This window comes from Streptomyces viridochromogenes (assembly GCF_001270495.1).
GTDB classification, from domain to species: Bacteria; Actinomycetota; Actinomycetes; order Streptomycetales; family Streptomycetaceae; genus Streptomyces; species Streptomyces viridochromogenes_A.
The window spans coordinates 229,906-241,766 of the sequence record NZ_LGUR01000036.1 but is presented as its reverse complement, the minus strand read 5'-3'; the positions used below and the strand labels follow the sequence as shown (position 1 = coordinate 241,766).

Sequence of the window (11,861 nt, the reverse complement as noted above, 5' to 3'; positions counted from 1 at the left end):
CGCGGAGAGCGGCAAGGGTGACGTCTCCGTCGTCCGTACGGACAACAAGATCACGCCGGACGCCTACAAGTCCGGCTCGATCGACGGCGCGTGGGTGCCGGAGCCGACCGCGTCGAAGCTGGTCGCGGAGGGCGGGAAGGTGCTGCTGGACGAGGCGGACCTGTGGCCGGACAAGAAGTTCGTGATCACGAACATCATCGTGCGGCAGGACTTCCTCAAGAAGCACCCGGACGTCGTCGAGGCCGTGTTGCGCGGTTCGGTGAAGACCAACGAGTGGATCAACGCCAGCCCGGACAAGGCCAAGGCCGCCGCGAACAAGGCCCTGGAGCAGCTCTCCGGCAAGGCCCTGCCCGCCGAGGTCATCGACCCGGCCTGGAAGTCGATCACCTTCCTGGACGACCCGCTGGCCGCCACCCTCGACACCGAGGCGAAGCACGCGGTGCAGGCCGGCCTGCTGGAGGAGCCCGACCTCAAGGGCATCTACGACCTCGCGCCGCTCAACAAGGTCCTCAAGGCCGAGGGCAAGGACGAGGTCGACGACGCCGGTCTCGGCGTCAAGTAACACCCCACCGCATCCCACGAGTTCCCAGGAGGTGACGACCATGGCCACTGCGACGGCCACGACCGACAAGGTCGCCGAGGACGCCACGGCGGTGCCGTATGCCGCCCGGATCGAGCATGTCTCGAAGTCCTTCGCCGGCCCGGCCGGGCGGCAGCTCGTCCTGGACGACATCACCCTCGATGTCGCACCCGGCGAGTTCGTCACCCTCCTGGGGGCCTCCGGGTGCGGCAAGTCCACCCTGCTCAACCTGGTCGCGGGGCTGGACCGGCCGTCCGCCGGCACGATCGGTACGGACGGCCGGCCCGCCCTGATGTTCCAGGAGCACGCGCTCTTCCCGTGGCTGACCGCGGGCAAGAACATCGAACTCGCGCTGAAGCTGCGCGGGGTCGCCAAGGCCGAGCGCCGGCCGGAGGCGGAACGGCTGCTCGAACTCGTACGGCTGCAGGGGGCGTACGGCAAGCGGGTGCACGAGCTGTCGGGCGGCATGCGGCAGCGCGTCGCGCTCGCCCGCGCCCTGGCCCAGGACAGCCGGCTGCTGCTGATGGACGAGCCGTTCGCCGCGCTGGACGCGATCACCCGGGACGTGCTGCACGACGAACTGACCCGGATCTGGCGGGAGACGGGGCTGTCGGTGCTGTTCGTGACGCACAACGTGCGCGAGGCGGTCCGGCTGGCCCAGCGCGTCGTCCTGCTGTCCTCCCGGCCGGGCCGCATCGCCCGGGAGTGGACGGTCGGCATCCCGCAGCCGCGCCGCATCGAGGACACCGCGGTCGCCGAGCTGTCCGTCGAGATCACCGAAGAACTGCGTGGGGAGATCCGCCGCCATGGCCAGCACTGACCACGGCACCGACCTCGAGGTCGACGTCACGAAGAACGGCTCCGCGGCGGCCGGGGCGCCACCGGACCCGAACGATCTGGCGGGACTGGAGGCCGGGCTCGACGCCCTGGACTCGGTGCAGGTCCGCCGGACGTCCCTGCGCGAGACCCTGGTCCGCAAGGTGCTGCCGCCGGTCACCGCGATCGCGCTGGTGCTGGTGGTCTGGCAGCTGCTGGTGTGGGCCGAGGTCGCGCCCGACTACAAACTGCCCTCGCCGTCCGAGGTATGGGGCGAGGTGCGCGAGTCCTGGCTCCAGGGCACGCTCCTCGACTACATCTGGACATCCGTCTCACGCGGTCTGATGGGCTTCCTGATCGCCCTCGCCATCGGGACGCCGCTCGGTCTGCTGGTCGCCCGGGTGAAGTTCGTCCGAGCGGCCATCGGTCCCATCCTGTCCGGTCTGCAGTCTCTGCCGTCGGTCGCCTGGGTGCCGCCCGCCGTGCTCTGGCTGGGCCTCAACGACTCGATGATGTACGCCGTGATCCTGCTCGGCGCGGTCCCCTCCATCGCCAACGGCCTCGTCGCGGGCATCGACCAGATCCCCCCGCTGTTCCTGCGCGCCGGGCGGACCCTGGGCGCGACCGGGCTGCGCGAGGCCCGGCACATCCGCGCTGCCCGGCTATCTGGCGGGCCTGAAGCAGGGCTGGGCCTTCTCCTGGCGGTCCCTGATGGCCGCCGAGATCATCGCCACCTCGCCCGATCTCGGCATCGGCCTGGGCCAGCTGCTGGAGCAGGGCCGCACCAACAGCAGCATGTCCCAGGTGTTCCTGGCCATCTTCCTGATCCTCATCGTCGGCATCGCCATCGACCTGCTGATCTTCAGCCCGCTGGAGCGGAGGGTGCTGCGCAGTCGCGGCCTGCTGGTCACCCGTTGAGCGTGTGGGTGACCTTGAGGCGGGTGATGCGGACCTCGCCGTGGTTGTCGTCGCCGCACGGCTCGGAGTTGTCGCAGTTGGCCTGCGTGTAGGCGCCCGCCTTGAAGTAGTTGGTGTCGCCTTCGTGGGAGATCGTGGTCTCCAGGCGGCCGTTGTAGTACGCGTCGATCTCCCCGTCCCTGGCCACGAACTTGGCCTCGAACTCGGTGCCGAGCTCGTAGTCGTCGGTGACGAGGTGGGCGTGCCGGTCGTCGCCGTCGGTGATGTAGAGGCTGCTGCCTTCGAGGCGGAAGACGGTGACGTCGTCGTCCCCGCCGTGCACCTGCGCTCCGACCAGGTACGGCCTCTCCTCGGGCAGGGTCATGAACGCCTCCCTGACCACGAGGGTGTGGGTGCCGTCCGTGGTGGACCAGGCGGCTTCGTCCTCGCCGCCGTCGGTCATCTCCCGCAGTTCGGCGCGCGGGTAGCTGGAGCCTCCCGTCGTCACGCCGTTGACGGCGGCCCGGAACCTCACCGCTTCGCAGCCGGCCTCCACCCGGAACCAGGGGTCGGCGGAGAAGGTCGCCAGCTCGGGCTGGGTGATCTCGGTGGGATCCTCGTCCTCGCCGGTGGGCAGCGTCAGCTTCCAGTTCGTCAGGTCGAGGACGTCGGAGGGATACGTGCACCGGGCGGCCGCCCGCTCGTGCGGGGTCCGCGCGTCGGCGTGGGCGGACAACGTGAGCGCGGCGGTCGAGACGGCCGCGGTGATGCCGGCCAGCACGATGGTCCGGGTGCTTGGCATGGAGGGTCGCCCTTCGGTCGGAGGTGTGCGGTCGGTGCCGCGCGTACCGTACGCGCGGTTGGCGGGACCCCTCCCGGAACCGGCGGTCTCACGGCATCTGCACAGGCGTGACACCTGCGCATGCGTGCGACTGATGAAGGCTCTGGGTAGACACTGCGTACGGTCCGCCGCACGCAGTAGGTTTCGACATGTGTGCGGCCCTGGGTCGTATGCGTTCGGAATTCGACCGAGGGGGAAGATCCGTGCGTTCCGGGGACGAGTTCGCCGACCGCTATGTCCTCAAGGAGGTCATCGGCGCGGGTCGGGGCGGCGACGTGTGGCTGGCCCACGACACGGTGGTGGGCCAGGACGTCGCACTCAAACCCGAGCGGACGGAGGGCGAGGGCGACACCGCGGTGCGGCGGCTGCTCGGCGAACCGCGTGCCCTGGCCAAGTTCCGCGACCATCCGCATGTCGTGACGCTGTTCGACGTCGTGACCGTGCCCCAGGACGGCGACGGCCGGGACACGTACTGGTTCGTCATGGAGTACGTCCCCGGCGGCGGCCTGGACCGGCAGCCCACGGTCTCCCCCGTGCGGGCGGCCGCCATCGGTGCCCAGCTCGCCGACGCGCTGGCCGCCCTGCACGAGGCGGGCATCGTCCACTGCGACGTCAAGCCCGCCAACATCGGCCTCACCCGGCACGGGACCGCGAAGTTACTGGACTTCGGTGCCGCCTACCGGGTCGGCGGCACCGAGACCATCACCGTCAACGGCCCGTTCAGCTTCACGCCCGACTACGCCGCGCCCGAGCTGGCCCGGGGCAACGTCCCACGGCCCGCCTCGGACGTGTTCTGCCTGGCGGCCACCCTCTACGCGCTGGTCACCGGCGCGCCGCCGCGCGGTGGCGCCCCCACGGAGGACCCGGACGCCGTACCGGCCGGGACGGGTGACGACGGGGAGGAAGCCGAGCGCCTGCGGTACTGGAAGGCCGAGCAGGGCGTCGTCGAGCTGGACGCCGCCGCCGTGGGCCCGCTGTACCCCGTGCTCACCTCCATGCTGCGCCGTGATCCCCGGCAACGCCCCGAGGCCGCCGAGGTCAAACGCCTCTTGGAGGAGGTCGCCGGATCCGCGCCGGCGGCCTCTCCGGACACGGCCACCACCGGCCCCGTCACCGGGCGCCGGCGGCGGCCCCGGCCGCTGATCGCCGCGGCCCTCGGCATCAGCGCCGTACTGGCCCTGGGGCTCGTCGCCCTGCCGGACCACGGCGACGACGACGGGAAGGCCGCTCCGCAGCCCGGCCCGAGCCGGAGCCGGCTCGACGGGGACGGCTCGGACGGCGCACCGCAGGCCCTGATCGGTGATCCGCACACGGCCGACGTGTGCGAGCTGGCCGACCCCGCCGCCTTCGAGCAGTTCGGCGGCGGGGAGATCCGGGTGGACGTGGACTACGGGAACTTCGACCGCTGCGACGTGCTCGTCGGCGTCGACGACAAGACCCGGATCGACGTGTCGGTCAGCCTCCGCCGGGGCTCGCCGCCCGAGGGGTCGAAGCCCTTCAGCACCGTCGGGCGGATCGGCATCCGCGAGGAGCAGGCGGAGAGCGACGAGTGCAAGCTGCTGCTGACCGCCGACGGCGACAGCGGGGACACCCTGGTCGGGGTCCGCGTCAACATGGGCAAGGGCTCCGTGAACGGCGGCAACGCGACCCTGTGCACGGTCGCCGACAAAGCCGCCCGGGGCGCGGCCGAGGTCCTCGACCGGGGTCCGCTCCCGCGCCGTTCGCCTCCCTACCCGCGTGCGTCGCTGGCCTGGGCGAACGCCTGTGAACTGCTGGACGCCAAGGCACTGTCCGCCGTTCCCGGGCTCAAGGTCGACGTGCCGGAGGTCGGCATCGCGAACTGGAGCTGCGAGTGGTCGAGCGACGTCGACGAGCTGGACGCCGAGGTGAGCTTCTTCCGCGATCAGCCCAGGTCGGCGGAGGACGGCACGGCCCTCAGCCTCAGCGGACACCGCACCGTCGTCGAACCGGGCGACGACGGGGACACCTGTACCGCCTTCGTCGAGTACCGCAGGTACAGCGGCCAGGACGCCGAGACCGCCGCCGAGATGGTGCGCCTGGAGGTCGGCGGGCAGCGGCCCACGGACGAGCTCTGCGGGATGGCCCGGAAGCTGGCGGCCTCCGCCGCCGCCGAACTGCCCGCCTGAGGACGTACGGCGTCCTGGTCTGCGCGCTCAGGGCGCGGAGCCGGGCCAGGCCGCGTCGTCCTCCATCAGGTCGAGGTCCGGCGGTACGAGCGTCGTCGACTCCACCAAGCCCTTGATCAGGTTGTGCAGCAGGTTGTTGTCACCGGGACGGCCCTGCGACTTGTCGTGCATCAGCGGGTACCGGAAGCCGGTGCGGTCCAGACGGTGGCGTACGGCCTCGATCCGGTGCTCGATCCTGCGCTCGTTCCAGTGGGCGTCCGGGCGGAGGTAGCTGAGCTGCTTGGCGGCCGTGGCGTACGACAGGGGGCGCGGGTCCTCCTCGTACAGCAGATACCGCTGGCCCAGGACGACCAGCAGCAGCCGTTCGTCGTCGTTGAGCGCCCAGGTCTCCGGCCGGATGGTTTCGGCGCGCCGCCGCGACAACGGCCCCTGGTCGTCGTGGCCGGAGACGTACAGCTCGACGAGGTGCTCGCGGTAGCCGGAGCCCTTCACGAACAGCGGGGTGTAACCGGTGGTGAGAGGGATCGGCTCGGTGCTGAGGTGCATCATCCGCCCGCGGGGCAGCCGGACGAGTTGCTGCCCGGTGTTGCGCAGCCACCACAGCCCTTGACGGTACGTCAGCTCCCCGTGCCGTCGGCTCACCCGCAGGTCGTCCACGCCGACCCCCAGGTCCACGTCCGGTTTCTCACCTCGCCCGAAGCGGACCGTGAGCCCCGGGCGGGGCGGCGCGCTGAGCTCGCCGGTGACCGTGCGGGCGTGCAGGGTCCCGGGCGTGGTGGGCGCGACACCACGCGCGAGGCTGGCGGAGAGGGTCATCGCTGGTCTCCTCGGGGCGTGGGCTCGTCGGTTCGAACGCTTCTGGGCGGGCGTACGGCGTGCTGCCCAGTGTCCGTACGCGGTGTCCGCATGATGCATCCACCTGCCCGGGACCCGTCCCGAGCCCCGCGCTGAAGGGTGAGCTGATGGCGGAGGAGAGCGTCGAGGTCGTGATCGCGGCCGATGGCACGGTGGAGGCGCACGTCCAAGGGGTCGCCGGCACCCGCTGCGCCGGGCGGTACAGCACCAGGTGCTCACCGAAGAGGCGTACCGGCGGGACGCGGCCGAGGAGCAGGACCGCCTGTGGGGAAGTGCAGCCAACGGCCCGGGAGTCCGGTACGTCGTCTGCGGCGCCGCGCACCTTGAGAGCCTCACCCTGACCGGTGGCGAGCCGTTGGAGCAACCCGCCGCGGTCGCCGCGGTCCGCGCCGAACTCCGGGCCGAACTCCGGGCCGAACTCCGGGCCGCGCTCCACGGGCGGACGACCTGGCCGCCGTACCGGAGTTGGAGATCACCGTCGCGCGCGTGCGAGGCCGGTCCGACGGACCCTTCTTCCCGGGCCGAGGTCGTGCCACAGCCGGAGCAGACCGCCTTCGGCGATCGCGAAACAGGAGGCGAAATACAACAGCCCAACCCCGTTGATGTCCCGTGTCGCGTTCACTGGGGGCATGACGGGTGAATTCGTCACTGACGGAAACGTAGCGATGGCGCGGAGCCGCGCCGACATGCCTGGACCGTCAAGATCTTGCTCGGATCCGACCCCATGACCTCGGTCATGAACACCGGTCCCCAACTGGCCCTCAAGAATGATCAAGGGCCGGTTTCGGATGCCTCCGAAACCGGCCCTGACCTGCGACTGTCTCCAGTCGGGACGACAGGATTTGAACCTGCGACCCCTTGACCCCCAGTCAAGTGCGCTACCAAGCTGCGCCACGTCCCGGCGCGTATCGCGCGGCGAACCGCGTGATCACGCAGGTCAACCCTACCGCATGCGCACCACGCCCCGACCGTTGCAACCCCTTGACTCATAATTGTCGTCACCTATAATTGCCTAACTCAACCAGACTCCACCGAACGGGAGCCCCATGTCCCTCCTGGCCCGGCCCCCGGTGGCCGTCTTCGTCGCCAAAGCGATGCAACGTGTGACCGTCATGGCGGACCGGCGTTCCGGCGGCCAGGGCTCCGCTGCCGCCTCGCACGCCCGGTTTCCCGAACTCCCGCGCAAGGTACGCGAGTTGACGATTCCGACGTCGATCGCCCCGGCCCGGGCCACCGTGTACCTGCCCGCGAACGACGAGCCCGCTCCCCCGGTGCACATCAACTTCCACGGGGGCGGGTACGTCATGACGCTGACCGAGCTGGACGACCCGCTGTGCCGGTTCCTGGCCGCCGAGGCGGGGGCGGTCGTGATCAACGTCGACTATGTCGTCGCCCCGCAGCACCCGTTCCCGGCGCCGCCCCGGCAGGCGTACGACGTCGTCCGGTGGGTCGCGGAGCACGGCGCCGAGGAGGGCTGGGACGGCGGGCGACTCACCGTGGGCGGGCAGAGCGCCGGGGGCGGACTCGCGGCGGCCGTGGCACGGCAGGCGCTTGAGGAGGGCGGGCCGTCGATCGCGCTCCAGGTGCTGCACTACCCGCCGCTCGACCTGGCGACCAACGCCAGGGACAAGCGTGCCGCCACCCCCAAGCCGGTGCTCCGCCCCTGGATGGCGGACGTCTTCGACACGGCGTACGTCCCGGACGCGCGGCGGCGCCTGGACCGGCTCGTGTCCCCGGCGCATGTGTCGGACACCGCGGATCTGAAGGGCATCGCGCCGGCCCTGCTGGTCACGGCCGAGTACGACCTGCTGCGGGCCGAGGGCGAGCGGTACGCCGAGCGGCTTCGGGGAGCCGGGGCGCTGGTCGAGCACCATGAGGTGGGCGGGGCCGATCACGGATACGACGGGCAGGACGACGACAAGGCCCGGGAGGTCTACGCCCTGATCGCCCGCCATGTGCGGGCAGCGACAGGCTCCGCCTGAACGCCTGAACGCCGGGTCGCCGACCGTCCGCCGACCGGCCCACGCACATTCCTTCGCCGATCCCTCAGCTGTTCCCCGCCATCGGCGCGGGCTCGCCGCGCCGCGTGTGGGTGTACTCGTCCGGGCATGCGACAGGCACGTTCACGGAGACCGACGGGGCGGTCGAACACCTGTCGGCCGAGGACCAGGCGGGCTCAGCCGCCGGGGCCGGCGTCGACGTGGTCCTGGCGGCTTTTCCGGGACTCCAGGACGTCCCCGCGACGAACCCCGCCATCAGCAACGTCACCGCCACGACCACCCACCACGGCAGTCCCGCCGTGGCCATGAACGCGACGACTGCCACCAGTGCGAGAAATGCCGTCACGTCTCTGATCCCCCATCAACTGTCAACTCACCTGCCCCCGACGTCACGAGAGCCGCCCTGCATCACTACGGGCATATGACGCAACAATACGCGAGACCGTCGTATAACCCAGTTCGGTTCATCTGTACATATGGTTCGTCCGTACATATGACGGACGCCATTCACCATCAGCTTGCCTTTTAACCTCTGAGCCTCTGGGGTGAAGTGCTCGATCATGGGTGAATGACTGCCTACTACCATGTGTGCTTCGTGGTCCCGGACATCGAGCAGGCGATGCAGGACTTTCAGCGTGCGGCCGGGGTCGAGTGGAGTGATCCTGTGTCCGACCGGCTCGGTGAGTGGGACTACCGCATCGTCTTCACTGCGGGCGGGCCGGCCTTCATCGAACTCATTGAAGGGCCGCCGGGCAGTCCCTGGGACGCGTCCAGGGGAGCCAGGTTCGATCACATCGGCTTCTGGACCAGCGATGTACGGCACGGTTCCCAGCGTTTGGAAGAAGCGGGCATGCCCGTGGACTTCTCCGGCTGTCCCTACGGCCGGCCGTTCGCCTATCACCAGATGGACAGCATCGGTGCCCGGATCGAACTCGTTGACGTCGCCAGGCAGGCCAGCTTCCTCAACGGGTGGCATCCGGGCGGAAAGCCGATGCCCGCCATCGACGAGACGCCCAGAAGCTGAGCCCTCGTCACGCGACGCAGCTTCGAACGGTGTCCCGACCCTGCTCACGCAGACGAGCTTTCGCCGGGCAGGCGGACGGCCCCCGCGCAGGGCGCGGGAAGGAACGTGCGAGCCGCACCGAGGCGCCGGCGGTTGCCCCGCAGACCGGGAACGAGCGGCAGACCGCCTGAGCTTGTTCTTTGACCTCCGTCCCTACTCTGACCTCGCGACCTCTTCGCCAGGACGGGCGCTCAACGAGCAGGTGGAGAAGCGGGGCGTTCAGCTGCACGAGCGGATCGAGACCGGCATCCGCCAACACCTCGGCGACTACCACCCCGAGCAGGAGCCCTCGAGGTGAGGAGCCTGATGTGCCCCTATAGCCGACCCAGCTGACACCCGTATCCGAACCTGGAGAAGGCGCGGAGCCAGATCGAGCACGTAACGCACATCGCCGAGGTTCTGGGGTGCGGGAATCCGTCAAGGTGCACAGCGATGAGGGCGGGCGCAGTGATGGGCCGTTCCAATGCGCAACGGTTGTCTGTCAGGCCCCTGAAACTTTATAGGTACTTCTGGCTCCCTGCCCCTGCCAGCATGGCGAGGCCAGAGCACACCACCGTGTCCGGCGCCGTGAGTGGCGGCGTGCGGTGACGCCTGGGATGGGGGGCGCCATGATGAGACAAGCCTTCGTTTCTGCTTGCGCTGGTGTGACGGTCGTTGGCGTAGTCGCCGTAGGTTGCACGTCACAGCAGACCCAGAGCGCCGGGAGTGCCGGCTCGCGCAGCCAACTTCGTGAGCCGACCGATACCGAGCAAATCTTGCTTCGGCGTGCTCAGCAGACGCTGGTCAAGGCATGTATGGAGGGAGCGGGCTTTAAGTACTGGATCGGCCCTCTGCCGACAGTCGATGAGCTCAAGGGCGGGGGCTACGTCCTGACCGACGTTAGCTGGGCGAGGAAGCATGGCTACGGCAGTCGGTTCAAGGAGAGACTCCAGGACGTCCAGCGCAACGACCCCAATAACGCATACGCCAATTCACTCCCGCAGGAGGAGCGCGTCCGCTACAGCAAGGTCTTGGAAGGCGGCGAGTCGAGCGCGATGTTGAAGGCCGAGCTGCCCGGGGGCGGCGCCATACAGACGCCCCGCCACGGTTGTCAGGCCGATGCTAAGGACCAGTTGTACGGGGACTTTGGGGCTTGGTTCCGGGCCGAGAAGATCGCCATCGGCCTGCCGGCCCGCTACGTGCCGGACCTTCTCAATGACCAGCGCTTCGTCAACGCAGTCGAGAGCTGGTCGGTCTGCATGGGCAAGGCGGGCCACGACTACGCCACCCCACAGGAGATCCGCGAGAAGCTCCCGGACCTCACGGCTGACATGACCAAGAAAGAGGCATACGCCACCGAGGTCGATATGGCGGTCGCTGAAGCCACCTGCGCGACCGAGACCGCTCTGTCCCGCACCGCCCACGCCCTTGAGGACGAGTACCGAAACAAACAGCCCCAGAAGTACCTCAAGGCTGTTGCCACGTACCAGCGCATGACGCTCGCCGCACTGCCCCGAGCCAAGGACATCACCAGAGCAACGGGCTGACCGCAATCCGCCAAGTTCAGAAACCGGCCGTTCCGGACTTCCGTGGCGCTTCAGTCGCGGGACGTACGCACGCCACCCTACATACGAGGAGAAAACCTTATGCGTAAAATTCTGGCCGCAGTCGCCACTCTCGGCATCGCGGGCCTCGGCGTAATCGTCCCGGCGAGCAGCGCCCAGGCGCAGTCCCACTGTCGGGGCGTATTTGACAACGCCGCCGCTGGTTACTTCTACGCTTTCAGCGGCTACGACTGCTACCCCAGCATCGGCTCCACTGCCAGCTGGGACTCGGACTGGGGTAACAGCTCGGGTCCTTTCCAGGGTGGTGACACCAACACGGCAACATCCATCCTGAACAAGGGAACGTCCGGGATGGCCGTCCAGGTGTTCAACGGAACGGGGCAGGACTGGGGTGGCGGCTACACCTGCCTTAAGAGGTCCGAGGAGTTCATGACCACCCTCGTCGGATTTAAGTTCTCAAGCGGCTACGACGTGAACGACGAGATCAGTTCCCACCGGTGGGTGTGGGAGGAGACGTGCAAGGACCATTTCCTGGACTCCTGACGCCGCCACTAGGTCCGTAGTCCGGGTGCCCCGCCCTATTCGGCGGGGCACAGCCCTTTATGCGGCTGGGTAAGCGTCGTCTTGAGATAGCAGGTGCTACGCCGAGCCACGGCGCAGCCGGGCCGGAAGGCAGCTGCTCGCCGGCGCCTCGCCGTCCGGGCTTCGTGAACTGCTTGAGCAAGACCTGGGAGATGAGGTGCAGCCGCGATGTGTCCTGTGCCGTTGCCACACGCCGAGTCCTGCCAAGTGCCCCTCTCCAACCGCTAAAGGTTTCCATTGTCGCTACCGGGGGCGAAGTCTGACCACGGTGACGACCGCGTGCCGGGTCGTGCCTGCTACGACCTCCACCACGGCATCGCCGACGGCGGCGTGTAGGAGTCGTCGGCCTTCGTGAACGCGCGACCGGCCTGGGGCAGTAGGCGTGGCCGATGGTGGAGGAGAGCGCCGTGGTCAGCCGCTGGGACAGCGCCACGCGTCCGTCGCGGAGCCGTACAGCGAGCGACTTCGGGTGCCGGGCCGTGCCGGTGAACCCAGCCACGGCCGGGTCGACTGTGTCCGCGTGTCTTACCTTCGAC

At 69.2% G+C, this 11,861-nt stretch carries 11 protein-coding genes, 1 tRNA gene and 1 pseudogene; 9 read left to right on the top strand and 4 right to left on the bottom strand.

Annotated features, from left to right (window positions below):
- From ADK36_RS07080 to ADK36_RS07070, 3 genes and pseudogenes are all read left to right on the top strand, one after another.
- A partial coding sequence (locus ADK36_RS07080) for an ABC transporter substrate-binding protein (RefSeq protein ID WP_159391088.1) occupies positions 1-562 on the top strand: 562 nt, incomplete at its 5' end.
- A gap of 40 nt (positions 563-602) precedes the next feature.
- Complete coding sequence (locus ADK36_RS07075; RefSeq protein WP_048580015.1) at positions 603-1,400, top strand: ABC transporter ATP-binding protein; 798 nt, start codon at positions 603-605, stop codon at positions 1,398-1,400.
- A pseudogene (locus ADK36_RS07070) lies at positions 1,387-2,314 on the top strand (ABC transporter permease). The gene ADK36_RS07075 and the pseudogene ADK36_RS07070 overlap by 14 nt, the downstream one beginning before the upstream one ends.
- Here ADK36_RS07070 and ADK36_RS07065 read toward each other — a convergent pair.
- The gene (locus ADK36_RS07065; RefSeq protein ID WP_053196761.1) at positions 2,304-3,095 is read right to left on the bottom strand and encodes a polysaccharide lyase family 7 protein; all 792 of its coding nucleotides are present in this window, start codon (positions 3,093-3,095) and stop codon (positions 2,304-2,306) included. The pseudogene ADK36_RS07070 and the gene ADK36_RS07065 sit on opposite strands and share 11 nt — an antisense overlap.
- A 242-nt stretch (positions 3,096-3,337) precedes the next feature.
- Between ADK36_RS07065 and ADK36_RS07060 the strand changes: the two genes are divergently transcribed.
- Positions 3,338-5,281: a serine/threonine-protein kinase gene (locus ADK36_RS07060; protein ID WP_048580014.1), complete on the top strand. Its 1,944-nt coding sequence runs from the start codon at positions 3,338-3,340 to the stop codon at positions 5,279-5,281.
- A gap of 27 nt (positions 5,282-5,308) precedes the next feature.
- On the opposite strand, the gene ADK36_RS07055 is transcribed toward ADK36_RS07060, so the two are convergent.
- Positions 5,309-6,097, bottom strand: a complete 789-nt coding sequence (locus ADK36_RS07055; RefSeq protein WP_048580013.1) for an FHA domain-containing protein — start codon at positions 6,095-6,097, stop codon at positions 5,309-5,311.
- 146 nt (positions 6,098-6,243) lie between these two features.
- Between ADK36_RS07055 and ADK36_RS51400 the strand changes: the two genes are divergently transcribed.
- Entirely contained in the window at positions 6,244-6,477 is a 234-nt protein-coding gene (locus ADK36_RS51400) for a DUF2997 domain-containing protein (RefSeq protein ID WP_107083630.1), read from the top strand.
- Between the two features lie 486 nt (positions 6,478-6,963).
- Here the strand turns inward: ADK36_RS51400 and ADK36_RS07050 are convergent.
- A tRNA-Pro gene (locus ADK36_RS07050) sits at positions 6,964-7,037 on the bottom strand.
- Positions 7,038-7,182: 145 nt separating this feature from the next.
- On the opposite strand from ADK36_RS07050, the gene ADK36_RS07045 reads away from it, so the two are divergent.
- On the top strand, positions 7,183-8,118 hold the full coding sequence (locus ADK36_RS07045; RefSeq protein ID WP_048580011.1) for an alpha/beta hydrolase: 936 nt from the start codon (positions 7,183-7,185) through the stop codon (positions 8,116-8,118).
- 64 nt (positions 8,119-8,182) lie between these two features.
- Here the strand turns inward: ADK36_RS07045 and ADK36_RS07040 are convergent, their stop codons facing one another.
- A complete protein-coding gene (locus tag ADK36_RS07040; RefSeq protein ID WP_048580010.1) occupies positions 8,183-8,482 on the bottom strand; it encodes a hypothetical protein in 300 nt (99 codons plus the stop codon).
- 249 nt (positions 8,483-8,731) lie between these two features.
- Between ADK36_RS07040 and ADK36_RS07035 the strand changes: the two genes are divergently transcribed.
- The 3 genes from ADK36_RS07035 to ADK36_RS07025 all read left to right on the top strand — a co-directional run bounded on the left by ADK36_RS07035 (position 8,732) and on the right by ADK36_RS07025 (position 11,286).
- Complete coding sequence (locus tag ADK36_RS07035) at positions 8,732-9,160, top strand: VOC family protein (RefSeq protein WP_234329697.1); 429 nt, start codon at positions 8,732-8,734, stop codon at positions 9,158-9,160.
- 647 nt (positions 9,161-9,807) lie between these two features.
- Entirely contained in the window at positions 9,808-10,725 is a 918-nt protein-coding gene (locus tag ADK36_RS07030; protein ID WP_048580124.1) for a hypothetical protein, read from the top strand.
- 99 nt (positions 10,726-10,824) lie between these two features.
- On the top strand, positions 10,825-11,286 hold the full coding sequence (locus ADK36_RS07025; protein WP_048580008.1) for a hypothetical protein: 462 nt from the start codon (positions 10,825-10,827) through the stop codon (positions 11,284-11,286).
- Positions 11,287-11,861 lie beyond the last annotated feature (575 nt).

Bases quoted from the DNA above. Each gene is read 5' to 3' on its own strand.
- ADK36_RS07075 (WP_048580015.1), top strand. From the start codon at position 603: ATGGCCACTGCGACGGCCACGACCGACAAGGTCGCCGAGGACGCCACG.
- ADK36_RS07065 (WP_053196761.1), bottom strand. From the start codon at position 3,095: ATGCCAAGCACCCGGACCATCGTGCTGGCCGGCATCACCGCGGCCGTC.
- ADK36_RS07055 (WP_048580013.1), bottom strand. From the start codon at position 6,097: ATGACCCTCTCCGCCAGCCTCGCGCGTGGTGTCGCGCCCACCACGCCC.
- ADK36_RS51400 (WP_107083630.1), top strand. From the start codon at position 6,244: ATGGCGGAGGAGAGCGTCGAGGTCGTGATCGCGGCCGATGGCACGGTG.
- ADK36_RS07045 (WP_048580011.1), top strand. From the start codon at position 7,183: ATGTCCCTCCTGGCCCGGCCCCCGGTGGCCGTCTTCGTCGCCAAAGCG.
- ADK36_RS07030 (WP_048580124.1), top strand. From the start codon at position 9,808: ATGATGAGACAAGCCTTCGTTTCTGCTTGCGCTGGTGTGACGGTCGTT.
- ADK36_RS07025 (WP_048580008.1), top strand. From the start codon at position 10,825: ATGCGTAAAATTCTGGCCGCAGTCGCCACTCTCGGCATCGCGGGCCTC.